The sequence below is a fragment of the Flagellimonas marinaquae genome, from assembly GCF_023716465.1.
GTDB classification, from domain to species: Bacteria; Bacteroidota; Bacteroidia; order Flavobacteriales; family Flavobacteriaceae; genus Flagellimonas; species Flagellimonas alginolytica.
Genome location: NZ_CP092415.1, coordinates 335,698 through 359,111 on the forward strand (window position 1 = coordinate 335,698; position 23,414 = coordinate 359,111).

The window sequence follows — 23,414 nt, forward strand, 5'->3', positions numbered from 1 at the left end:
TTAAATGGAGTGCAAAAATACAACAACAAGGAGCATTACGATCAATTTGGGATATATTTTTGGAAATGAAGGTTTCTACGGATACAATATCCCAAAACGATTACACTAATCTTGATAGCCTTCTGGTATTTTTCGAGCGTTGGTAATATCCTCAAATGCTTTTCCTATTCGTAATAGCAGGGCCTCGGAAAACGGTTGACCTATAAAGGTTAAATTTTCGGGCTCACCATCTGCTTTATAGCCCATGGGAACGGTAAGGGCAGGATATTCAGCAGCAGCTGCGTAACCTGCATGGTAATTGTTGATGCTTAACAAAACATCCAAATCATTCTGGATCATTGGCTCAAAATAGCCTCTTCCCGTAAGCAACACATCCTCTTTTATTCTTTTTAATCTTTCTTCTGATGTTGAATCACGCAGAATGGATTCAAAACGTAATTGTCCGTATGGAATCCTAACCAACGAATCTTTACCATTAAAACTTACCACGTCTAACACCGAACTTATTTTAACAGCATCTTTATTTTTAACCTGAGTCTCTAAATAAGTCTTCAAGTCGTTCTTCATATCTGCCTCCAATAAGGTGAGAAATGTAGAGGGCAGGTGATAATTTTGGTTTTCAAATGTTACAATCTCTACTCCAACTTCTTTTAATCTGGCTACTGCAGCGGCATACAGGGAATCACCTTCCATTAAACTTTGTATCACCCCAAAACGGATTGACTTTAAAGGCTCCGGATTATTCCACGCGGATAAAATGCCCGGTTCCGCTTTTACCGATTTGTAATCTGTTTCATCCTTACCCAACATGGCATCCAATAAAATGGCATTGTCGGTCACATTTTTTGTCATGGGCCCAGGCGTGTCCAAAGTGCTGGATATAGGAACAATCCCGGTTCGGCTCAAGAGGCCTATAGTTGGTTTTAGTCCGACCACTGAGTTTTGACCTGACGGGGACAAAATGGAACCCGAAGTCTCCGTGCCCACTGTTGCTACGGCATAATTTGCAGCAGCAGATGTGCCACTACCAGCACTGGAACCTCCTGTATCAAAAATTCTTCTTCCGTAGGGGTTCAAGGTCTGTCCGCCGACCGCACTCTGCCCGTTCGGACATCCGTCACAAATAAAATTGGCCCACTCGCTAAGGTTCGCTTTGCCCAATATTAAGGCTCCATTTGCCTTCAAACGTTCCACAATAAATGCATCATCGGTTTCATTTTCCATTAAAGCAATGGCGCCTGCAGTCGTTTTCATTCCCGCGGCCCCGATATTGTCCTTTAATAGAATGGGCATACCATAAATAGGATGATGGATTTCCAGTGATTCGTCTAACTGGCGTGCCTCATGCAACACATTCGGATTTAAGGAGATTATGGAATTTAATGTGGTACTGTTGGGCAATTCGTATTTGTAGATTCTATGCAGATAAAAAAGCACCAACTCTTCATAAGTGAATTTTCCTTGGTCGATATGGCTTTGTATAGTTGGTATGTCCTGCTCCAAAACCAATGGTCTCATGGCTTCATAACTTTCTTCAGAAAATTTTGAGACTTCATCATACAAAGGAAGAAACACCTCATTTTTATCCAAGACCTTACTTTGAATAAATTTGTAGCGCATTCTCTTATTTTCGTGCTCTGCATTGGCAGCCACTTCGGTGGAATCGTTGTAGGGAGTCCAGAGTACAATGTTTTCGTTGGTCTTGGCCTTGTGATCTTTACAAGAAATGAATCCGATCAACAGTAAAACAAACCAAAGGTACCGGAACATAGCTATATTTTAAAGAATGAATCCACAAACTCATATTTATTGAACACCTGAAGATCTTCAATGCCCTCGCCCACACCGATGTATTTCACTGGAATCTGGAATTGGTCGGAAATACCGATGACGACCCCACCTTTTGCAGTACCATCCAATTTGGTCACGGCCAAACTGGTGACTTCGGTGGCTTTAGTAAATTGCTTTGCCTGTTCAAATGCATTTTGCCCGGTAGAGCCATCCAATACCAAAAGTACCTCGTGCGGGGCATCTGGAACAACTTTTTGCATGACGCGCTTTACCTTGGAAAGTTCGTTCATTAAATTGACTTTGTTATGCAATCGGCCTGCTGTGTCCACCAGAACAACATCTGCCTGTTCCGCGATCGCGGAATTTAGGGTATCGAAGGCAACGGACGCGGGGTCACTGCCCATTTTTTGTTTCACAATAGGGACATTCACACGTTTGGCCCAGACCTCCAATTGGTCAATGGCCGCTGCACGGAAGGTATCGGCCGCTCCCAGCACCACTTTTAGGCCCATATTCTTAAATTTATGGGAGAGTTTTCCAATCGTGGTCGTTTTGCCCACACCGTTTACGCCCACAACCATGATCACGTAAGGCTTTTTATCTTTTGGAACCGTGACTTCACTATCTTCACCGGTTTCCGTTTCCGAGAGCAGCCCGGCTATTTCTTCCCGTAAAATTGTATTGAGTTCTTCTGTTCCCAAATATTTATCTCGGGATACCCGCTCTTCGATTCGGTCGATAATTTTAAGTGTGGTGTTCACACCAACATCGGAAGTGACCAAAATCTCCTCGAGACTATCGAGTACCTCATCATCAACTTTGGACTTACCGGCCACAGCCTTGCCCAACTTGCCAAAAAAACTGGTCTTTGATTTTTCGAGGCCTTTGTCCAAGGTCTCCTTTTTGTCTTTTGAAAATATATTTTTGAATAAGCTCATCCTGTATTCTTTGAGAATGGTCAAAGATAGGAAAGTAAGGGGAGTTTTATCAACTCAATATCCAAGTAAAACCCAAAGAAATTTCAATATGAGCTAAAACACAAACCTCAATTAATCAAAGTTTTACAATTGCTTATCATCTCTTTGCAACATTTTTTCGAATGCTTGGCGGACCCTTGCTATCTTTAGGCCGGAGATTAACCGATTATATATGAAAAATCCGTTGCAAGGGATATTGTTCATAATGGTTACGTTCTTTTCTTTAACCATTTTTGCTCAGGATACATTTTCCGATACTTTTAGCAATGTGTCCTATGCCAACAATGATGGTACCCAAAGTTGGACTACGGATTGGCTGGAGTTTAACGATAACAACAATCCTGCAAACGGATATATCAGCATAAACAACAACGAGTTAAGGTTTAGATACATTTGGACAGAAAACTTGAGGCGTACTGCCGACCTAAGTGCTTATTCTACTGCCAATCTTACTTTTGATTGGAGAACATCGAGCCTTGAACCTGGCGAGACACTGGCCGTTGAGATATCTTCCGATGGTATTAGTTTTACAACCTTGGATATCTTTTCCGGGACCCAGAGCGGAACATTTGATCAAGACATTACTGCCTTTATATCCAATCTTACAACTATACGGTTCAGCAAGGGAGGAATTGATTGGTCCAACAACAACGATAGAGCTTATATAGATAACATAACCATTTCAACCACCTCTGTTCCTCAAACGGATACTGACGGGGACGGCATAATTGATACGGTTGACCTGGACGATGACAACGACGGAATAACAGATGAGGAAGAGTATTGTTCTACCATAAACACGTCATTCTTGACCTCGTCCAATGTAGGTGAACGTTCTGTTGTTATCAATCATACCGATACAGAATATTTACGGCTTGATTTTTCTTCCATGGACAATTCCTTTCAATTGGACATTAATGGCAGTGTAATCCACCCTTCTGTTTTGGAGTTTGAAAATGGTGCGTTGGATGCCGGGGACGAATATTTTGTATTCCAATCCGATGGTAGTTTTATCAGTCAGCCTTGGGTAGCCAACTCAAATGGGATACCCCGACTGCGTTTAATTGTAAATGAATTGGGGGAAATCCAGTTATATGGCACCAAAAATACCGGCTCTACGACATTGGAACCCATGGAGGCCCAAGGGGGCACTCCGTTCAACACCATTCCATGGATTCCCGCAAACAACAATACCTTTACAATCACTAATCAAGCAGGCCCCGGACCTGAAGGGTTTACAGGCAATCTATTCGCCAGTGCAATTTGTGATACCGATGGAGATGGCATTAGCAATGAGCTAGACCTGGATTCCGACAACGACGGTATTTTTGATATTGTAGAATCTGGTGTTTTGAGTGAAATAGGTGTTACAGATCTAAACAACGACGGCAGAATTGATGGAGCCGTAGCTGGATCTGGAACTAATGGGCTTTATAACACTATTGAGGATACAGACACCGAATACGCCCTCTTGTCCTACTCAATTTTTGATTCTGATTCCGATGGCAGCTACGACGCCTATGTTTTGGATGCAGATGGTGATGGATGCAACGATGTTCGCGAAGCTGGGTTTACCGACAATAACGATGATGGCTACTTAGGCCCTAACCCGGTTACGGTAAATATCGAGGGATTGGTTACCAGTGGATCGGACGGATATACAACTCCGGCCGACAACAATGCGAACACCACATACGATTACAGGGAAATAGGTTCTGCCCCAAACATAACTGCACAGCCTACAAATACAGTTACATGCCCTGGGTGTACCACTGCTTTATCCGCAACCGTAACAGCCGACCAGTTCCAATGGCAATACTATAATGGCACTATTTGGACAAATCTTACGGACGGAGGCATTTACTCTGGAACTACCACTACAACACTGACCATTACTGGACCAACTACAATCGAAAACAACACCCAATATCGTTTGGTTGCGAGCAATAACGGATACATATGTGGCATCACAACCTCCGATGTTGCTACACTTACACTCCAAGTGGGCTCGGTAATTACCAACAGACGGATTACATATAGGGTAAATAAAAACTAACCCGTTAATTTTATGCCATAAAAAAAGCCGCTAATCAGCGGCTTCTAAAATTTGAATAAGGAAACGTTCCTTATTTATTGCTTGTTCAACCAGTCGTTAACCAATTCTGGTGCCATTACAGACTCTACAAATGTGTATGCACCGGTTTTGGGTGACTTAACCATTTTAATGGCCTTTGTCAATCTTTTGGATGATGACTGAAGTGTTGCTACTGTTTTCTTTGCCATGGCTTATCTTTTTCTGCTCTTTACTTTGTAAAAAAGCGATTACTTAATTTCTTTATGAACGGTCATACGCTTAAGAATAGGATTGTATTTTTTGATTTCCATCCTATCTGGCGTGTTCTTCTTGTTCTTTGTGGTAATATACCTAGAAGTACCTGGCATACCAGATTCCTTGTGCTCTGTACACTCTAAAATTACCTGAACCCTATTTCCTTTCTTTGCCATTGTATTGTACTTAAAATGCTTTTACAACTTACTTTTTGGAATTGATTTCCTTTAAGACAGCAGAGATTCCTTTTTTGTTGATAATTTTCAACCCACGGGCAGAAACGTTCAAGGTTACCCAACGATCTTCTTCTGGGATATAAAATCTCTTCTTGGAGATATTTGCATCGAATCTCCTTTTGGTCTTATTGATAGAAAAGGAAACGTTGTTTCCAAACATCACCTTTTTTCCTGTTACTTCACAAACTTTAGACATCTCCCTAACTATTTGAGTGATTTTATTGAGGCTGCAAATTTATACCATTTTAATGGGACGTACAAAATTCTTTTTCAGAAATTTAAAATTTCTTTGTACAACAACTCAAAAGCCTTGTTTACAGACTTTTTTACCACCCGTTCCCTATGCTGTCCCATCACGAATTTATGGGCAAACGTACCGGACGGTGTTCCAATTGCTATATAAACGGTACCAACATCGGCATTGGAGTCGCCTTTTGTAGGACCGGCATTACCTGTTGTGGCTATAGAAAAGTCTGTTGCCATTTTGCTTTTCACATTCTCGGCCATGGCAATGGCCACTTCTTTACTAACTACGGAATGCTTATCTATAAGTTCTTGTGGAACGCCCAATAACCGAACCTTCATTTCTGTGGCATAGCATACCAAACTACCCTTAAAATAACTGGAAGCACCAGGAATTGCGGTTATCCGTTCAGCAATACTACCTCCCGTAAAACTTTCTGCAGTTGACAAGGTCATCCTTTTATCGTTCAAAAATGCACCTATCTGCTTTTCTACATTCCCGTTCTCTTCTTCTTCCCCATAAATTATATCGCCGATCAGGGGGTATAATTTTTGTATTTGTTCATCTATAGCCGATATCAACGCTTCTTTATCGTATCCTTTTGCGGATAAGCGCAATCTAACCCTGCCCAGATTGGGTAGGTAGGCAAATTTGATAAAGGAGGGCAAATTATTCTCCCAGTCCTCGATCTTCTCTGCAATCGCACTCTCTCCCAGACCATAGGTCATAAGGGTTTTATGTACAATATGGGGTCGGTTGTATTCTTCGATTATTTTGGGAAGAACGGCTTTGACCAACAGGTTTTTCATTTCGTATGGTACCCCGGGCAACGAAATATAGGCCGTCTCTCCCTTTTTCATCCAAATACCGGGTGCTGTTCCAAACTCGTTGTGGAGCACCGTCGCTTTTGATGGCACCAAGGCCTGCTCCCTGTTCAAATCGGAAATGGGCGTAGTGATGTATTTTTTGAAAAGTTCCTCGATATGCTTGAGTACAGCATCGTTACGAACCAGCTCATCCCCAAAAAAGTCACAAAGGGTCCGCTTGGTAACGTCGTCCTTTGTTGGCCCAAGTCCTCCTGTAAGTATAACTACAGAAGAACGTTCTCCAGCCTCTTTAAGGGATGTTAGTATATGCTCCTTATCATCTTGAATCGAAGTAATCTGATAGACAGAAACTCCTATTTTGTTCAATTCTTTGGAAATAAAGGCAGAATTGGAATCTACTATTTGGCCAATGAGAATCTCATCTCCAATGGTGATGATTTCGGCTTGCATCTATAAATTAAAGTCGTTTTTTAATTCCGTGACCACTTGGAGCACATCTTTTTTTAGAATAGGGAAGGTTGCCTCTATTTCTTGCATGCTCCCGGTCGTTTTTCCCAAGGTTTCTATTTCCAGCGCCTTGGCCCTGGTCTGCTCCATGCCCAAAATATCCACATTGGGCTTGATTTTGTGTGCGAGCTTATATATGTTTTCGTAGTCCTTGGAATGAATAGCTTTTTCCAGACTGTCCAAATCCTCCGGCACTTCTTCCAAAAACACAGAAATTACAGAGGTGATAAATTCCTCATCACCTTCCGCCATTTCATTTATCTTATCGAGGTTGTAAATCATTATCTTACATTAATATCAAACATTTTTTCTCCTTCCAATAAACCTACAAGGTAGTCATTTGGGCTTACTTTACCAACACCGGCCGGCGTACCTGTAAAGATGATATCTCCTTTTTTCAACATAAAATACTGGGAAACATGGGCTATGATCTCATCTATCTTCCACAACATTAAAGAGGTATTTCCTGCTTGTACCGTTTGGTCGTTCTTTTGTAATGAAAAATTAAGGTTGTCCATATCCTTGAACCTTTCCTTGGACAGCCACTTTCCAACTATGGCGGCACCATCAAAACCTTTGGCTTTTTCCCAAGGGAGGCCTTTGGCCTTTAACTTGCCCTGTAGATCTCGCGCTGTAAAATCGATGCCCAGCCCTACTTCGTCAAAATATTTATGGGCAAACTCGCGCGAAATATGTTTTCCCACTTTTTTGATCTTGATCAACACTTCTACTTCGTAATGGACATCGTTGGAAAATTCCGGGATATAAAAATCCTGCTCTTTGGGCAAAATTGCAGAATCCGGCTTTATGAACACCACGGGCTCTTCCGGACGTTCGTTGCTCAACTCTTTGATGTGGTCCACATAATTACGTCCAATACAAATCAGCTTCATAATTTGTTCTTCGGGTTTACGAGTATGTATTCTAAAATTTATTGTTGAGCTTGCTCAACTTTATTTGGGTAAGCACTTTCTTAGTGTACAAGGGGAAATCTGCGTTTAGGAGCCATCCAAAGTAACCGGGTTCTTTTTCCATTACCTCGTCCACGGTTTTTCCTTTGTGTTTTCCAAACGAAAATATAGGGTTATCGTTTTCATCAAGCCCTATAAAACCTGCAAAATCCAGATTTTGTCTTCTTGTGGTGAACTCCGATAGTTTTTTTATGTCGTTTTCGAGTTCCGGATAACGCTCCAATTGCGCCAATAACACCTCGTATGTTGCCAGGGTATCCGCTTCCGCACTGTGGGCATCGTCCAGGTTTTTATCGCAATAGAACTTATAGGCGGCTTCCAAGGTTCTTTTTTCCATTTTATGGAAAATGGTCTGTACATCTACGGAAACCATGCTCTTCATATCAAAATCCACCCCAGCACGCAACATTTCCTCCGCCAATAACGGTATATCGAACCTATCGGAATTAAACCCCGCTAAATCGCTATCGCGGATCATTGCGTAAATTTCTTTGGACAATTGTTTAAAAGTAGGCTCATTGGCCACCTTTTCGTCGGATATTCCGTGAATGGCCTCCGATTCTGCCGGTATTGGCATTTCCGGGTTCACCAACCAGGTTTTACTTTCTTTATTTCCATTGGGATATACTTTTAAAATGGAAATTTCTACTATTCTATCTTTTGCGACGTTGGTACCGGTGGTCTCCAAATCGAAAAAACAGATAGGTTTGGTCAATTGTAATTGCATGTGGGGATTATTAAATAAAATTCACGTGACTTCTAAATTAAGCATAGTGACAGGAATATGATCGGTTTTCCGTTATATTTCCCTGTTTATGTCCCAAGCTTCCAAATAATCGGCCACCGATTTTACGAACATTCCTCCCAGAGCACCATTTACCACTCTGTGGTCGTAGCTATGGGAAAGATACATTTTACTGCGTATTCCAATATACTCACCTTGGTCCGTCTCTATAACCGCTGGTATTTTTCTAATTGCCCCCAATGCAAGGATGCCAACTTGTGGCTGATTTATGATCGGCGTTCCAAAAACACTACCAAAAGAACCTACGTTGGTTACCGTGTAGGTCCCATCCTTGATCTCATCCGGTTTTAACTGATTATTCCTTGCCCTGTTGGCCAAATCGTTGACTGTTTTGGCCATACCCACCAAGTTTAGTTGATCGGCATTTTTAATTACGGGAACAATCAAATTTCCATCGGGCAGGGCAGCTGCCATACCTAGGTTGATATTTTTCTTTTTGATAACATTGTCCCCATCCAAGGAAATGTTCATCATCGGAAACTTTTTAAGGGCCATGGCCACAGCTTCCATAAATATTGGAGTAAAGGTCAATTTCTCTCCTTCGCGCTGTTGGAAGGCATTTTTCACCTTGTTTCTCCAGTTGACCACATTGGTTACGTCCACCTCGACAAAACTTTGAACGTGAGCCGATGTGGAGATACTTTCCACCATATGATGGGCGATCAATTTACCCATTCGGGAAAGAGGGATTACCTCATCACCTGCTTTAACAGGTACTTTGGCGGCCATCGGCTTATCCGCTGACTTAGTTTGTACTGGTTGTTGAGCGGAAACCCTTTCCTCTTTAGCCTCTGTTTGCTGTGTTGTGGGCTGGTTCACCTTATTGCCATTGGATCGGTTTTCCAAATAGGCCATTATATCATTCTTGGTTACCCGGCCTTCTTTTCCTGTGCCCACAATAGCTTCCAATTCATCCATGGAAACTTTTTCTTCTTTGGCTATGTTTTTTACCAAGGGCGAATAAAACCTATCGGAGCTGGAAAAATCGGGAGCGGATGCAGATACGGATTCCTTTACCCCTGCCATTTGAGCTTCCAGTTCCATTGCTGGGGCCTCGGCAGATTCTTCCGCCCGGGCTTCTTGGACACCGGCATCGTCTGCAACGTTGTCCACCTCTCCCTCCACTTGGATCACGGCAACAACTTCTCCTACTTTAATTACATCGTCTACATCGAACCGCTTTTCCAACAACACCCCCTCTACTTCACTGGGAACTTCGGAGTCCACTTTGTCCGTAGCAATTTCAAAGACGGCTTCGTCCATCTCTATGGTATCGCCCACTTCCTTAAGCCAAGTAGTCAGTGTAGCTTCTGCAACACTCTCACCCATTTGCGGTAATTTCAATTCAAATTTTGACATATTCGTATTTATCGAAGAGATTTTGATTTATATTTTTCAAAAATACTAAAGAAATCGACTTATTTTTGGTTTATGTTCATTAATTTGCTTTAATAGAGGTTTCAAAAGGCACCCTGTTAATGATACTTCTTCCCAAAGTAACCTCATCTGCATATTCCAATTCATCACCTACCGAAATACCCCGTGCAATTGTGGAGGTGGCGACTTCCAGCCCTTCCAATTGCTTATATATATAGAAATTGGTGGTATCACCTTCCATGGTGGAGCTCAAGGCCAAAATTAATTCTTTCACGGTTCCGTCCTTCACTTTTTTTATTAGGGACGGTATATTCAAATCTTGGGGACCAACGCCTTCCATTGGCGAAATCTTCCCTCCGAGAACATGGTACAATCCATTGTACTGCGAGGTATTTTCTATGGCCATAACATCCCTGATATCCTCTACAACACATACCATGGTTTCGTCTCGTTTGGGGTTGGCACAGATTTCGCACACTTCGGTATCGGAAATATTATGGCAGTTCCTGCAAAAGTTTACTTCGGTTCTCAACTTAAGCAAGGCATGGGCCATAAGCTCGGTTCTTTCCTCGGGCTGTTTTAGAAGGTGCAGCACCAATCGCAATGCCGTCCGCTTCCCGATTCCGGGCAATTGGGACATCTCGTAAACCGCATTTTCCAATAGCTTAGATGAAAATTCCATACTAGTATTTCTTTTGCAAAATTACGATTTTACTATTATCAATTTACTTTCTTACTTTGCAAATCAAATTTCAACTATGTCAGCCACCCAAATTCTATTGTTGATAGGCGCGTATTTTTTGGTGCTTATCCTTATCTCTTACTTTACTGGTAAAAACGACTCCAACGCCGATTTTTTTAAGGCGGGCAAACAATCTCCTTGGTACGTGGTCGCCTTTGGAATGGTGGGCGCATCACTGTCCGGGGTTACGTTTATATCGGTTCCCGGTTGGGTCGGTGACAGCCAATTGACCTACATGCAAGTAGTTTTGGGATATCTGGTCGGCTATTTTGTGGTCGCTTATGTGCTTTTGCCACTGTACTACAAGCTGAACCTCACCTCTATTTATGAGTATCTTTTGGAGCGATTTGGCAAAGTAAGCCACAAGACCGGCGCATTTTTCTTTTTTATCTCGAGGGTTTTGGGCGCAGCTTTCAGATTGTACCTTGTAGCCATTGTTCTGCAACAATTCGTTTTTGATGACCTTGGGGTACGTTTTGAATTTACGGTGGTAATTTCCATTTTACTGATTTGGATCTACACCAATAAAGGCGGCATAAAGACCATAGTTTGGACAGACACTCTGCAAACGCTTTTTATGATCTTGGCCGTAATCCTATCCATAATTATGATCAACCAAGAATTGGGATGGAGCTTTGGTGAGTTTTTAGCCTCTGAAGAATTAAAAAATTATAATGATTTTTGGGTGACCGATAGTTTTCTCGATAGAAGTTACTTTATCAAATCTTTTGTGGGAGGTATGTTCGTTACCATTTGCATGACAGGCCTTGACCAAGATATGATGCAAAAGAACCTTACCTGCAAATCACTGAAAGATGCACAAAAAAACATGGTATCCTTTAGTTTTGTTCTGGTCGGGGTAACATTTTTGTTTATGCTTTTGGGTGCATTGCTCTATATTTTTGCACAGCGAGAAGGTATTGGCATTCCATTGATGGATGGTTCGCCCAAAACAGATTTACTCTTCCCGGAAATTGCTTTGAACGGGGGGCTCGGCCTGGCCTTGTCCGTTACTTTTATGTTGGGACTTATAGCAGCGGCATACAGTAGCGCGGACAGCGCCCTTACTTCCTTGACCACATCTTTCTGTGTGGACTTCTTAAATGTTCAGCAAATGGGGGATCAAGAGCAAAAAAAGATCAGAAAACGAACCCACATTGTAATGAGCCTGATGCTTATTTTGGTGATCATAGCCTTTAAATATATATTGAGCAGCAACGTAATAGATAGCCTGTTGACCGTTGCAGGGTATACTTACGGCCCTTTATTGGGACTTTTTGCATTCGGCATCTTCACCAAGCACAAGATCAAGGACAATTATGTATGGATCGTGGCCCTCGTGTCCGTTGTATCCATAGTTTGTATCGCCAATATTCCCGCCTCTTACCTAGGAGGATACCAAGTTGGCTACGAACTTTTGCCGCTAAATGGCTTGTTGACCTTTATTGGTTTATGGTTAATACGAAAAAAAGAACCGTTGCCCAACACTAGTACTGCCCAGTAGCAAGCAGCACCAAAGTACAGGCGACCTCCACCTCAACACCCTTATTTTGAAGGATTTGATAAAACTCAGGGTTCTCGGTCCCGGGATTAAAAATGACCCTTTTGGGGTTAAGGTCCAGTATATTTTTATAATATTCCTTTTGGTTTTTTGGGTTAAGATATAAAGTTACCGTCTCAATATTTTGAAAATCACTCCAGTTATCCTTAACTTGCACCCCTGATACAGTTCCCCCACGTATCCCAAATGCGGTTGTTTCAATTTTGTTATCGACCAGCCTACGAATTGCTGTGTTACTGTATCTTCTCGGGTTTGTAGAAGCCCCTACAACAAGTGTTTTTTGCATTTGTTAATTTTTGTGTTAAACTTTAATGTAGACTGTAACTTTTAATAAAGATACTCGTCTATTTTTTATATCTTAAACTTCATTGGTAAGACTGTATTTTTATAGTTAATGGTTAGTGTTTAGTATAGCTTATCAATGTACAACCCCGGTAAATTTACCGGGGTTTCTTCTTTTAAGGACCTACCTAATGGTCTTACGAAGACCCAACTCCTTACAAGACCCAAGTTACCTCCATACTTGTTAAAGATTGTTAAAAATGATTTAACGTGTAACAAACCTCGGGCCTCGGCGTCTTAAGTATATCATCAATCAATCTAATCATCAATCAAAAAACGAACTACTCATGAAAAATGTGAGCTTTCTTTTTGCACTTTTTCTGTGCATGGCACTCCCTAAAACTTTATCTGCAAACGACCCTGGCAGCGCCTTGGGTTCCATTAATGGAACCGTTGTCGATGAACTATCCAAACAACCTGTCGCTTATGCGGCCGTGGTAATCAAATCCGAAGATGGCAGCCAGACCATAACCGGTAGCATCACCACCGAAAACGGAACTTTTGAAATAGATAAACTCCCCGATGGCACTTTCCTTTTCGAAGTTCAATTTATTGGATATAAAACCTATTCCCAAAAACTGGTAATTGCGAAAGGAAAACGAAACCTCAATATAGGCACTGTAACCCTTATTGAAGAAACCAAAGAGCTGGAAGGTGTGGAACTGGTGGCCGAACGGACCACCATAGAACAGCGCGTAGACCGAAAAGTTATTAATGTTGGTAAAGATCTGACCACTGCAGGTGCAACCGCTTCCGATATTATGAACAACATACCCTCTGTGAATGTGGATTCCCAAACTGGTGACATTAGCCTAAGGGGAAATTCCAATGTACGGGTAATGGTAGATGGCAAATTGTCCAACATACCAGTGGCGCAATTGCTAAGACAGATTCCCTCCACTGCCATTAAATCCATAGAATTGATCACCAATCCGTCCGCCAAATACAATCCTGAGGGCATGAGCGGTATCATTAATATTGTACTGCACAAAAATGCAAATATCGGTTTTAACGGTAATGTAAATTTAGGTCTTACCAAGGGTATCGAAGCCAAATTCAATAGCTCCATAGATATGAACTATCGCAACGGAAAATTCAATTTGTACGGAAACTACGGAAATAACATTGGCAAATGGGTAAACGATGGAAGCATTCTTCGTACCGAGGAAAACTCACTACAAGAGTTTGATTTTTTCAACAACAACAAATCACACCTTTACAAATTGGGAGTGGATTTTTACCTGAATGATAAAAACACCATCTCCTTTTTCACCAACCAAAATATTTTTGAGGGCGAAGGAACCGGAAGTACGGAGGTATCCTATTTTAACGACCCATCTCGCAACGTGAACCAATTGTTCCTGGACGATTCCAATAACCGAAGTGAACAGTACAATTTTGATTACAAACTTGATTTTAACAAAGAGGGGCACAACATTGAACTGGAAATAGACCACAACCAGTTCGAAAGCGAACAAGATGCGGATTTTAGCTCAACCGGCGCATCTACCTATCCAAATTATATGGATTTTGTGGATACGGAGAGAACGCAGACTACGGCAAACTTGGATTACGTTAATCCTTTGGACAGCATTTCCAAGCTCGAACTTGGCCTCGAATCCAGAAACTTTGAGACCGAAGTGGACTACTCCTCTACCGGGCAATCGTTCAATAGCAATGGTAATTTGGTACCCACCCCCTCCACAAAGTTTATTTACGACATGGATATTTATTCCGCATATGCCACTTTTGGCCAATCTTACGAGCGTTGGTCCTATCAAGTGGGTGTTCGCCTAGAAGATGTTCAGGTAAAAGCGGATACCAATGCGGTACGAGCCTTTACCGATAAGTACACGGAAATCTATCCCTCGGCATTTGTTACGTACAAGCCCAACGAAAAAGACCAGCTCCAAGTAAGCTATAGCAGAAGGGTAGATCGTCCAGGCCTACAACAAGTAAATCCTATCAGGGAATTTGCCACGCCTCTGATATCTTCCTTCGGAAATCCAAATTTGGTACCGCAGTTCACCAGTTCCTACGAAGCCAATTATACCAAAAGAATAAAGAACGGTAGTGTTACAGGCGGAGTCTTTTATAGAAGTATTACCGACGAAATCAACAGAGCCGTGTACATAGATCGCTTGGATTTGAACAAAACCATTCTGACTTTCGATAATTTTGATAAAACCTCGGCCTACGGAATTGAACTTTCCACCAATTATCGCCCCACTAAATGGTGGAATATAAATGGTAGTTTCGACCTTGTTTCGCAAACGCAAAGAGGAATAACAGAAACCTTGAACGCTACCGGGCCAACACCTAGCGAGCAGGACATCGTGGAACAACGGGTGGAGGTTGACAATACGGCATGGAACCTACGGATGAACAATAGCTTTACGGTAACAAAAAAGCTAACGCTACAAGCCTTTGGTTTCTACCGTGGAAGAAACAAAAGTATACAGTTCGATGCAGAACCCATGTACTTTGTGAACTTGGGAGCTCGCTACAGCTTTGCCGAGGGCAAAGGCACCCTTAGCTTTAATTACAACGACATTTTCAATACCATGCGGTTTGCTTTTGATGGAGATTTTCCATATGCCCAAGAAGGCGGTTTTAACTGGGAAAGCAATAATGTTTACGTTGGACTCTCCTATCGTTTTGGAAGTGGAAAGTATCGTGCCAAGCAACGTAAAAGAAGAGACGACAACACTAAGCAAGGTAGCGGTGGAATCCTATAAACATATTGATGCTCCATATTCGAGTGTTGGTTGGTTATCTATCTTGTGAGAGCATCAATAAAAAACCCCGATCCTGGTGATCGGGGTTTTAACTTTTAGTTTAAAAAGGGGTTACCACCGAATTATGGCACTCCCCCATGTAAAACCACTGCCAAAAGCGGCCAACACCACTACATCTCCTTCTTTGATTTTTCCTTCCTCCCAAGCCTCTGTCAAGGCAATGGGAATGGATGCTGCGGTAGTATTTCCATATTTCATGATGTTGTTGAACACCTGATCATCTTTTAGACCAAATTTCTTTTGTATGAATTGTGAGATACGCAAATTGGCCTGATGCGGAATCAGCATATCGATATCCTCTGGTTTTAAATCATTCGTTTGTAATCCTTCCATGATCACTTCACTGAATCGAACCACGGCATTTTTAAACACAAACTGGCCGTTCATATAAGGAAAATATGAAGTATCCTCGGAATCGGCATCTTCGATAATATCGGTAACCCAACGTTTGCCCATGCCAGGGGCGATCAAGGAAAGCTCTTCGGCATGTTGACCTTCGGAATGTAAGTGGGTGGATAAGATACCTTTGGAGGTATCCTCTTCCCGGGTAAGCACGGCAGCACCGGCACCATCTCCAAAAATTACGGACACTCCCCTGCCCCTTGTGGTCATATCCAACCCATGCGAATGCAGTTCGGAACCAATTACAAGTACATTTTTGTACATGCCACTTTTAATATATTGGTCTGCCACGGAGATTCCGTAAACAAAACCCGAACATTGGTTGCGTACATCCAAAGCGCCCACTGTTTTTAGTCCCAGGTCTCGCTGAACCAATACCCCAGGCCCAGGAAAATAATAATCAGGACTCAATGTGGCAAATACAATAAAATCAATATCGTTCTTGTCTATACCGGCACGCTCAATCGCCTTTTCGGCTGCTTTGACCCCCATAGAAGTAGTGGTATCGGTACCTTTGACCACGTGGCGTCTTTCCTTTATCCCGGTACGCTCTTGAATCCATTCATCATTCGTGTCCATTACTTTGGACAGATCATCGTTGGTGACCACATTTTCAGGGACGTAAAAACCTAGTCCAGCAATCTTGGAATTGTACATGTATACTGTTTTGAATAAAAAGATAGTTAGAATTTGAAAATTAGCAAATATACATGCCAAATTTTCAAGAAGTCGGCAAAATAAAACTTTTTAAAAGTTGTACTTTTAAAAATCGCTAAAAATTCACTCATAAAACTTAAAACAAGATAATGAAAAATTACGTTTGGTTATTCTTGGCTGCTTTCGCCATAAGTTTGGCCCAAGCTCAGGAAAAACTCACTTATCAGAAACCGTCAGAAGAAATTTTAGAACTTGTAAACGCCCCATTGGCTCCCAGTGTACTCATCTCGGACAATGGCAAGTATATGGTATTGCTCTACAGGGATTATTACAAAACAATTGCAGAATTATCGGAAACCGAACTAAGACTTGCGGGTTTACGGATCAATCCTAAGACCAATATCGGAAGCCGCACCAATTATTATAACAATATATTGGTAAAAGAAATTGGTGATAAAGATGGCGTGCAGGTAACCGGTCTGTCGGAAAATCCGCGATTGGCCAATTTTAATTGGTCTCCAGATCAATCTAAAATAGCATTTACAAACACTACCCCAGAAGGAGTGGAGGTTATGGTACTGGATTTAAAATCGGCCTCTGCCAAATCGATAACGGATACCAACGTGAATGCCAATATGCGGGATATCATCAATTGGTTCAAGGATGGAGAGTCCATTTTGGTAAAAATGTTGCCCTCCGACAGAAAACCATTGATCAATGTGGACGAAGCCGTTCCGGAAGGACCAACCATTTCCACCAATGATGGAAAAAAGGCACAGAACAGAACCTATCAAGACCTTTTAAAAAACCCGAACGACGAGTTCAATTTTGAACAATTGGCCCGTTCAGAACTTTATAAGGTGAACATGGACGGCAGTAAGACCAAGTGGAAAGATGCCAATCTATATACAAGCATCAGTTTTTCGCCCGATGGGGAATATGTGATGACGGTAACCTTGGACAAGCCCTTCTCCTATTTAGTGCCCTATTATAGATTTCCGAACACGACCACTGTTTATACGAACGATGGCGGTATGGTTAAAACTTTGTTGCAAGTTCCACTTATAGAAGATCTCCCCAAAGGTTTTATGGCAACCAGAACCGGCATGCGAAACATAAGATGGAGAAACGACAAACCGGCAACCATTACCTATGTAGAAGCCTTGGATGGCGGTGATCCTGAAAACGAAGTACCCTTCCGCGATGAAGTCTTTGAACTCGAAGCACCATTTAATGGTGAGGGCAGGTCCATTTTAAAAACCAAAAACAGGTTTAGCTACATACAATGGGGCAACGACAATTTGGCGATCGCCCACGACCGTTGGTGGAACAACAGAAACACAAAAACCTATGTTTTTGACCCCTCCAACCCAGAAAAAGGAGCTCAAATTATTGAAGATAGAAACTATCAAGATGTATATAGCGACCCCGGAAGTTTTGTTACCAAAAGAAACGAAAACGGCAGTTGGGTACTGTCCTTGGACAAAAACAACAATGCCTTTCTGATCGGAGATGGGTATACCGAAGAGGGCCAGTTCCCCTTTGTAGAAAAAATGGATTTAAAAACCCTTAAAAAAACCAGACTGTACACCTCAAAGCTAGAAGGCAAACTTGAGAACTTGATTGAGTATGACCCTAAAAAAGACCAACTTTTAGTGCGTATTGAATCTGCCAGCGAGTACCCGAATTACTATTACAAAAGTTTGATAAAAAGAAAAGGACCCGTGCAGTTGACAGATTTTGATAATCCGTACAAAAGCATTCAAAACGTACACAAAGAGGTAATAACCTATAAGAGAGATGACGGATTGGAACTTTCCGGAACCCTATACCTTCCTGTTGGATACGACATGGAGAAAAAAGAAAAAATGCCAATGATCTTATGGGCATATCCAAGGGAATACAAGGACAAGAACAGTGCTTCGCAAAATACCTCGAACCCCAACGAGTTTACATACCCATTTTGGGGATCACCCATTTATTGGGTAACCAAAGGTTACGTTGTATTGGATGGAGCAGCCTTTCCCATTATCGGTGAGGGTGACGAACAGCCCAACGACAGTTTTAGAAGCCAACTAGTGGCCAACGCCAAAGCGGCCATTGATGCGGTAGATAATTTGGGGTACATTGATCGCGAACGTATTGCAGTGGGCGGGCACAGTTATGGAGCCTTTATGGTGGCCAACCTACTATCCCATTCGGACCTATTTGCTGCAGGTATCGCCCGAAGCGGTGCCTACAATAGAACTTTGACACCGTTTGGTTTTCAAAGTGAGGAAAGAAACTATTGGGAAGCACCGGAGGTCTATTACACCATGTCTCCATTTATGCATGCAGAAAAAATGAAAACCCCTTTACTGTTGATCCACGGGCAGGCGGACAATAATTCCGGTACATACCCTATGCAAAGTGAGCGCTATTTCAACGCTCTTAAAGGTTTGGGCGCCACCGTTAGATTGGTGATGTTGCCAAAAGAGAGTCACGGATACCGGGGCAAGGAAAGTATTTTGCACATGCTTTGGGAACAAGACCAATGGTTGGAAAAATATGTGAAGCAAAAAAAGTAATCTATTACGTATTTAGGCATAAAAAAAATCCCGTTCCAAAAAAATTGGAACGGGATTTTTCTTTCCTAACCAAGAAATCAACCCAAGAACTGTCTGTAAGCATTTACCTCAACCTTGGCTTTTAGGTCGTGCAAGAGGTTATAAAGGCCAAAAAATGTACGGTTGATGTACAAAAAGTGTTTGGAACCTCTGTTTCCGTTCATTTTGCGAATCTGTTCGTCTTTGGAATAACGTTCGCTCAAATTTGCAATTTTGGTCCAGAAATCTTCATCACCAAAATCAAAGGTTTCCTTATGGAAAGGTGATGTAAAAATCGTCAACATTTCTTTGAACAAGGCCGTAAAAAACCGAAGCTCCTCTTCCGAATCAGTAGGCGTCAGGATTTCGAGCTCATAGAGTTTCTCCATAAAAACCTCATCGTTATTTATATTTTCGGGTTTGGCCAATTCGAAATAAGGCACATAAAATTCATCCGGGATTTGTTTAATGCAACCAAAGTCGATTGCGATCAATTTACCTTCATCACTCACCAAAAAATTTCCCGGATGGGGGTCAGCGTGTACCCGCTTTAATTTGTGAATCTGGAACATATAAAAATCCCATAGTGCCTGACCCAAAGTATTGCCCAGTTCGGCATTGAAATCCTTTTGGGTAAACTCTCCCAAATGCACGCCCTCCATCCAATCCATGGTCAAGATACGTTCACTGGAAAGATTTCGGTAGTACTTTGGAAACTGCATATTCGGGATCACGGCACATTCGGAAGTAATTTCACGACTTTGCTCGAGTTCCAATATATAATCGGTTTCTTCCTTTAGTTTATGCTCTACTTCTTTAAAATATTTTTCAGAATCCTTTCCTTTTAAGTTGAACATTTTAATGGCCACCGGTTTTACCAATGCCAAATCGCTGCTGATACTTTCGGCCACGCCCGGGTATTGGATCTTAACGGCCAATTGTTTTCCATCTTTTTTGGCACGGTGCACCTGACCAATACTTGCTGCGTTTACGGAATCCTTTTCAAATTCGTCAAAAATCTGTTCCGGATATTTATCCAAATATTTTTTGAATGTCTTTCGCACCAAAGGAGCGGACAAAGGTGGTACGGAAAATTGTGACAGGGAAAACTTTTCCACATAGGCCCTTGGCAATAGGTTTTTTTCCATGCTCAACATTTGCGCCACTTTTAGGGCACTCCCCTTTAAGCTTTTTAGGCCATCGTAAATATCTTCGGCATTATCTTGGTTCAAAGTATCCCGTGAGGTTTGGGGATCCACCAGTTTTTTGCCGTAATACTTTACGTAGTTGCCCCCTATTTTTACGCCCGTTTTTACGAGTTTCCCGGCACGTTCTATTTTCCCGGTCGGGATGGTATCGAGTGTTTTCATAGGCGTTACACGAATTTTTCTTTATAAAGAAATTTTCCTAGATCTACGATTTTTTCCAGTGATGTGTTCTCGAAAATCTGAAAAATAGTGGTCACCGACTTTTCAATGGCAATATCTGTTTTCTCCAGTCCGGGAGAACCATCTTCCGCCCAAAATTTTAAAATGAACAAAAATTGCAGCCAAGCACCCTCCGAAAACAATGGCGCATTAAATTTTAAGATTTTTAGATTTTTCTCCTCATTTCTTTCTTCGATCAAAGTAGATGCAAAATCCTTAAAACGTTTACGAAGCCCCTTTAACTGACTTAATCCCTCCATGGAATGCTTGTGCTCCTTAATCATAAAGAGAACATAACTTCTATTAAGTGTCAAATTCTCGAAAAAGGTGTAGAAGAAAGTAAGCATCTTTTCCTCGTTCGTCATTCCCGGATATTCCTTATTTTTTTGGATCAATTCAAAACTATTGTCGAAAAACTTGTTCCATATGGTTTTTTGCAGGGTATCCAAAGAACCAAAAAAGCCATAGAACTCATCCTCCTTAATTTTGTTCTCCTTACAGAATTTATAAACCGAGCCAGGTATTTTTTCCTGCTCCAATACGGACTCCATGAACAAGCCGATTATCTTATCCTCGGTTATTTTGGATTTTGATGTATTTGCCATTTTGGTATGTTTTTAAAAGGTTCTGTATAAAATGTTATTGGCAGGTGATAAAATTGAATTTTTAAAGAAAATGCACTTTCGAGCGAAAGTGCATTTTCACAACCTAACCAATAAATAAACAAACTTGTTATAGTAGTGCTTTTTCATAGCAATTTTCCCATAACAATGTAAAGATACATTTTTTGTTTAATGATTTTTATAATTAAATAAACAAAATTTTGTTAAAAATGATATCAGGTCATTTTTTTCGTCCAAATGTCAGTTTGTCATATTTATGATTCTGGTATTTTTTTTGACCAGTCAGCAATAAAAAGACTAAAACAACAAAACGATGGCAACAGGTAAAATCAATGTTTCAGTAGAGAACATTTTTCCCTTGATCAAAAAATTCCTATACAGTGATCACGAGATTTTCTTAAGGGAACTTATTTCCAACGCTACGGATGCGACCTTAAAACTAAAGCACCTCACATCCATTGGAGAGGCCAAGGTGGAATACGGCAACCCTATGATCGAGGTAAAAGTCGACAAGGACAATAAACGAATCCATATTATAGACCAAGGTATCGGGATGACGGAGGATGAAGTGAAAAAGTACATTAACGAAGTAGCTTTTTCCGGTGCAGAAGAGTTTTTGGACAAGTATAAAGATGCGAGCAAGGATGCCGGGATCATTGGGCACTTTGGCCTTGGATTTTACTCGGCTTTTATGGTTGCGGAAAAAGTGGAAATCCTTACCAAGAGCCATAAGGATGAGCCAGCGGTGCATTGGAGCTGCGACGGCTCTCCCGAATTCTCCCTTGAACCTAGCGACAAAACAGAGCGAGGAACAGAGATCATACTGCATATCGCCGAAGATTCCACCGAATTTTTGGAGGATGCCAGAATAAGGGAGCTTTTGGTAAAGTATAATAAGTTTATGCCCATTCCGATCAAATTCGGAACAAAAACCGAGACGCTTCCCAAACCTGAAGATGCAAAAGAAGAAGATCCAGCTCCAACCCAAGAGGTGGACAACATCATCAACAACCCAAATCCGGCCTGGACCAAGCAACCTTCGGATTTAAAGGACGAGGATTACAAAAACTTTTACAGGGAGCTATACCCGATGCAGTTCGAGGAACCTTTGTTCCACATCCACCTCAACGTGGATTATCCGTTTAACTTAACAGGTATTTTATATTTCCCAAAGTTGACCAACGACCTCAGTATCCAAAAGGATAAAATCCAACTGTACCAGAACCAAGTGTTCGTAACGGATAACGTAGAAGGTATTGTTCCTGAGTTTCTGACCATGTTGAAAGGTGTCATCGACTCCCCGGATATTCCATTGAACGTGTCTAGGTCCTACTTACAGGCGGATGGTGCGGTTAAAAAGATATCCTCTTACATCACCAGAAAAGTTGCGGATAAATTAAGCTCGCTCTTTAAGAATAATCGAGAGGACTTCGAGCAAAAATGGAACGACATTAAAGTAGTGATAGAATACGGTATGCTTTCGGAAGACAAGTTTTTTGAGAAAGCGGACAAATTTGCGCTCTATCCAACCATTGATGGGGATTACCATACTTTTGAAGAGCTGGAAGCCAAAATCAAGGACAACCAGACCGACAAGGACGATAAATTGGTGGTACTCTACACTTCCGATAAAGAAGCGCAGCACAGTTATATAGAAGCCGCCAAGGCAAAAGGTTACGAAGTGCTCCTACTGGATTCGCCCATTGTCCCCCATTTGATGCAGAAATTGGAGACCTCCAAAGAGAATCTATCCTTTGTGCGAGTGGATTCGGATCATATAGACAACCTCATCAAAAAAGAAGATACGACCATATCCAAATTGTCCGATGAGGAAAAAGACAGCCTAAAGGCTGATTTGGAAAAAGTAATTTCAGATAAGGGCTATACAATTCAATTGGAGGCCATGGAAAGCAGTGCTTCACCTTTTATTATTACCGAGCCAGAATTTATGCGCCGAATGAAGGAGATGCAGCAAACCGGGGGCGGAGGAATGTTCGGTATGGGCAACATGCCGGATATGTACAACCTGATCGTAAACACCAACCACGAATTGGTGGGCGAAATACTGAATACCAAAACAGCAAAAAAGCGGGAAAGATTGATCAATCAGTCCCTGGACTTGGCAAAATTGTCCAAAGGACTCTTAAAGGGAGAGGAACTTACCAAGTTTATTTCCCGTAGCTACGATATGATCAAGTAGACATAAAAATCCT

Annotated in this window: 20 protein-coding genes; 5 read left to right on the forward strand and 15 right to left on the reverse strand. The window is 41.7% G+C overall.

Going from position 1 to position 23,414, the window contains the following annotated elements; all coding sequences use genetic code 11:
- Positions 1-105 precede the first annotated feature (105 nt).
- Positions 106-1,770: an amidase family protein gene (locus tag MJO53_RS01530; RefSeq protein ID WP_252080186.1), complete on the reverse strand. Its 1,665-nt coding sequence runs from the start codon at positions 1,768-1,770 to the stop codon at positions 106-108.
- A gap of 2 nt (positions 1,771-1,772) precedes the next feature.
- The gene (gene ftsY / locus MJO53_RS01535; protein ID WP_252080188.1) at positions 1,773-2,729 is read right to left on the reverse strand and encodes a signal recognition particle-docking protein FtsY; all 957 of its coding nucleotides are present in this window, start codon (positions 2,727-2,729) and stop codon (positions 1,773-1,775) included.
- A gap of 211 nt (positions 2,730-2,940) precedes the next feature.
- Here ftsY and MJO53_RS01540 point away from each other — a divergent pair, with 211 nt between their 5' ends.
- The gene (locus tag MJO53_RS01540) at positions 2,941-4,824 is read left to right on the forward strand and encodes a hypothetical protein (protein ID WP_252080189.1); all 1,884 of its coding nucleotides are present in this window, start codon (positions 2,941-2,943) and stop codon (positions 4,822-4,824) included.
- Positions 4,825-4,898: 74 nt separating this feature from the next.
- Here MJO53_RS01540 and MJO53_RS01545 read toward each other — a convergent pair whose 3' ends face one another.
- The 9 genes from MJO53_RS01545 to recR all read right to left on the reverse strand — a co-directional run bounded on the left by MJO53_RS01545 (position 4,899) and on the right by recR (position 10,746).
- Positions 4,899-5,051 (reverse strand): DUF4295 domain-containing protein, encoded by a 153-nt coding sequence (locus MJO53_RS01545; RefSeq protein WP_224837749.1) that lies wholly within the window; start codon positions 5,049-5,051, stop codon positions 4,899-4,901.
- A 39-nt stretch (positions 5,052-5,090) separates the two neighbouring features.
- Complete coding sequence (rpmG, locus tag MJO53_RS01550; RefSeq protein ID WP_100817574.1) at positions 5,091-5,273, reverse strand: 50S ribosomal protein L33; 183 nt, start codon at positions 5,271-5,273, stop codon at positions 5,091-5,093.
- A gap of 28 nt (positions 5,274-5,301) precedes the next feature.
- A complete protein-coding gene (gene rpmB, locus MJO53_RS01555; protein ID WP_100817573.1) occupies positions 5,302-5,529 on the reverse strand; it encodes a 50S ribosomal protein L28 in 228 nt (75 codons plus the stop codon).
- Between the two features lie 74 nt (positions 5,530-5,603).
- A complete protein-coding gene (locus tag MJO53_RS01560) occupies positions 5,604-6,854 on the reverse strand; it encodes a competence/damage-inducible protein A (RefSeq protein WP_252080191.1) in 1,251 nt (416 codons plus the stop codon).
- Complete coding sequence (locus MJO53_RS01565; RefSeq protein ID WP_224837751.1) at positions 6,855-7,193, reverse strand: Hpt domain-containing protein; 339 nt, start codon at positions 7,191-7,193, stop codon at positions 6,855-6,857.
- Positions 7,193-7,804, reverse strand: coding sequence for a fumarylacetoacetate hydrolase family protein (locus MJO53_RS01570; protein ID WP_224837752.1), 612 nt, complete (start codon positions 7,802-7,804; stop codon positions 7,193-7,195). Before MJO53_RS01570 ends, MJO53_RS01565 begins: the two co-directional genes overlap by 1 nt.
- A gap of 31 nt (positions 7,805-7,835) precedes the next feature.
- The gene (locus MJO53_RS01575) at positions 7,836-8,609 is read right to left on the reverse strand and encodes a 3'-5' exonuclease (RefSeq protein WP_224837753.1); all 774 of its coding nucleotides are present in this window, start codon (positions 8,607-8,609) and stop codon (positions 7,836-7,838) included.
- A gap of 72 nt (positions 8,610-8,681) precedes the next feature.
- Positions 8,682-10,046 (reverse strand): dihydrolipoamide acetyltransferase family protein, encoded by a 1,365-nt coding sequence (locus tag MJO53_RS01580; RefSeq protein WP_252080193.1) that lies wholly within the window; start codon positions 10,044-10,046, stop codon positions 8,682-8,684.
- A 79-nt stretch (positions 10,047-10,125) separates the two neighbouring features.
- Positions 10,126-10,746 (reverse strand): recombination mediator RecR, encoded by a 621-nt coding sequence (gene recR, locus MJO53_RS01585; protein WP_224837755.1) that lies wholly within the window; start codon positions 10,744-10,746, stop codon positions 10,126-10,128.
- A gap of 76 nt (positions 10,747-10,822) precedes the next feature.
- On the opposite strand from recR, the gene MJO53_RS01590 reads away from it, so the two are divergent.
- On the forward strand, positions 10,823-12,310 hold the full coding sequence (locus tag MJO53_RS01590) for a sodium:solute symporter (RefSeq protein WP_224837756.1): 1,488 nt from the start codon (positions 10,823-10,825) through the stop codon (positions 12,308-12,310).
- Here the strand turns inward: MJO53_RS01590 and MJO53_RS01595 are convergent.
- Positions 12,294-12,653: a CoA-binding protein gene (locus MJO53_RS01595; RefSeq protein ID WP_224837757.1), complete on the reverse strand. Its 360-nt coding sequence runs from the start codon at positions 12,651-12,653 to the stop codon at positions 12,294-12,296. The two genes, MJO53_RS01590 and MJO53_RS01595, sit on opposite strands and share 17 nt — an antisense overlap.
- Before the next feature lie 343 nt (positions 12,654-12,996).
- On the opposite strand from MJO53_RS01595, the gene MJO53_RS01600 reads away from it, so the two are divergent.
- Positions 12,997-15,447, forward strand: coding sequence for a TonB-dependent receptor domain-containing protein (locus tag MJO53_RS01600; protein ID WP_252080195.1), 2,451 nt, complete (start codon positions 12,997-12,999; stop codon positions 15,445-15,447).
- A gap of 111 nt (positions 15,448-15,558) precedes the next feature.
- On the opposite strand, the gene MJO53_RS01605 is transcribed toward MJO53_RS01600, so the two are convergent.
- Complete coding sequence (locus MJO53_RS01605) at positions 15,559-16,566, reverse strand: 3-oxoacyl-ACP synthase III family protein (protein WP_252080197.1); 1,008 nt, start codon at positions 16,564-16,566, stop codon at positions 15,559-15,561.
- 149 nt (positions 16,567-16,715) lie between these two features.
- Here MJO53_RS01605 and MJO53_RS01610 point away from each other — a divergent pair, with 149 nt between their 5' ends.
- Positions 16,716-19,133 carry a prolyl oligopeptidase family serine peptidase gene (locus MJO53_RS01610; RefSeq protein ID WP_252080199.1) on the forward strand — a complete coding sequence of 806 codons (2,418 nt, stop codon included), beginning with the start codon at positions 16,716-16,718 and terminating at the stop codon, positions 19,131-19,133.
- Between the two features lie 77 nt (positions 19,134-19,210).
- Here the strand turns inward: MJO53_RS01610 and MJO53_RS01615 are convergent, their stop codons facing one another.
- Positions 19,211-20,521, reverse strand: coding sequence for an ABC1 kinase family protein (locus MJO53_RS01615; RefSeq protein WP_252080201.1), 1,311 nt, complete (start codon positions 20,519-20,521; stop codon positions 19,211-19,213).
- A gap of 5 nt (positions 20,522-20,526) precedes the next feature.
- Entirely contained in the window at positions 20,527-21,183 is a 657-nt protein-coding gene (locus tag MJO53_RS01620; protein ID WP_252080203.1) for a TetR family transcriptional regulator C-terminal domain-containing protein, read from the reverse strand.
- Between the two features lie 331 nt (positions 21,184-21,514).
- Between MJO53_RS01620 and htpG the strand changes: the two genes are divergently transcribed.
- Positions 21,515-23,401 (forward strand): molecular chaperone HtpG, encoded by a 1,887-nt coding sequence (gene htpG, locus MJO53_RS01625; RefSeq protein ID WP_252080205.1) that lies wholly within the window; start codon positions 21,515-21,517, stop codon positions 23,399-23,401.
- Positions 23,402-23,414: the final 13 nt, after the last annotated feature.

Bases quoted from the DNA above. Each gene is read 5' to 3' on its own strand.
- MJO53_RS01580 (WP_252080193.1), bottom strand. From the start codon at position 10,046: ATGTCAAAATTTGAATTGAAATTACCGCAAATGGGTGAGAGTGTTGCA.
- MJO53_RS01545 (WP_224837749.1), bottom strand. From the start codon at position 5,051: ATGGCAAAGAAAACAGTAGCAACACTTCAGTCATCATCCAAAAGATTG.
- rpmG (WP_100817574.1), bottom strand. From the start codon at position 5,273: ATGGCAAAGAAAGGAAATAGGGTTCAGGTAATTTTAGAGTGTACAGAG.
- rpmB (WP_100817573.1), bottom strand. From the start codon at position 5,529: ATGTCTAAAGTTTGTGAAGTAACAGGAAAAAAGGTGATGTTTGGAAAC.
- MJO53_RS01605 (WP_252080197.1), bottom strand. From the start codon at position 16,566: ATGTACAATTCCAAGATTGCTGGACTAGGTTTTTACGTCCCTGAAAAT.
- MJO53_RS01595 (WP_224837757.1), bottom strand. From the start codon at position 12,653: ATGCAAAAAACACTTGTTGTAGGGGCTTCTACAAACCCGAGAAGATAC.
- MJO53_RS01610 (WP_252080199.1), top strand. From the start codon at position 16,716: ATGAAAAATTACGTTTGGTTATTCTTGGCTGCTTTCGCCATAAGTTTG.
- htpG (WP_252080205.1), top strand. From the start codon at position 21,515: ATGGCAACAGGTAAAATCAATGTTTCAGTAGAGAACATTTTTCCCTTG.
- MJO53_RS01620 (WP_252080203.1), bottom strand. From the start codon at position 21,183: ATGGCAAATACATCAAAATCCAAAATAACCGAGGATAAGATAATCGGC.
- recR (WP_224837755.1), bottom strand. From the start codon at position 10,746: ATGGAATTTTCATCTAAGCTATTGGAAAATGCGGTTTACGAGATGTCC.
- MJO53_RS01590 (WP_224837756.1), top strand. From the start codon at position 10,823: ATGTCAGCCACCCAAATTCTATTGTTGATAGGCGCGTATTTTTTGGTG.
- MJO53_RS01565 (WP_224837751.1), bottom strand. From the start codon at position 7,193: ATGATTTACAACCTCGATAAGATAAATGAAATGGCGGAAGGTGATGAG.
- ftsY (WP_252080188.1), bottom strand. From the start codon at position 2,729: ATGAGCTTATTCAAAAATATATTTTCAAAAGACAAAAAGGAGACCTTG.
- MJO53_RS01560 (WP_252080191.1), bottom strand. From the start codon at position 6,854: ATGCAAGCCGAAATCATCACCATTGGAGATGAGATTCTCATTGGCCAA.
- MJO53_RS01570 (WP_224837752.1), bottom strand. From the start codon at position 7,804: ATGAAGCTGATTTGTATTGGACGTAATTATGTGGACCACATCAAAGAG.
- MJO53_RS01540 (WP_252080189.1), top strand. From the start codon at position 2,941: ATGAAAAATCCGTTGCAAGGGATATTGTTCATAATGGTTACGTTCTTT.
- MJO53_RS01600 (WP_252080195.1), top strand. From the start codon at position 12,997: ATGAAAAATGTGAGCTTTCTTTTTGCACTTTTTCTGTGCATGGCACTC.
- MJO53_RS01530 (WP_252080186.1), bottom strand. From the start codon at position 1,770: ATGTTCCGGTACCTTTGGTTTGTTTTACTGTTGATCGGATTCATTTCT.
- MJO53_RS01615 (WP_252080201.1), bottom strand. From the start codon at position 20,521: ATGAAAACACTCGATACCATCCCGACCGGGAAAATAGAACGTGCCGGG.
- MJO53_RS01575 (WP_224837753.1), bottom strand. From the start codon at position 8,609: ATGCAATTACAATTGACCAAACCTATCTGTTTTTTCGATTTGGAGACC.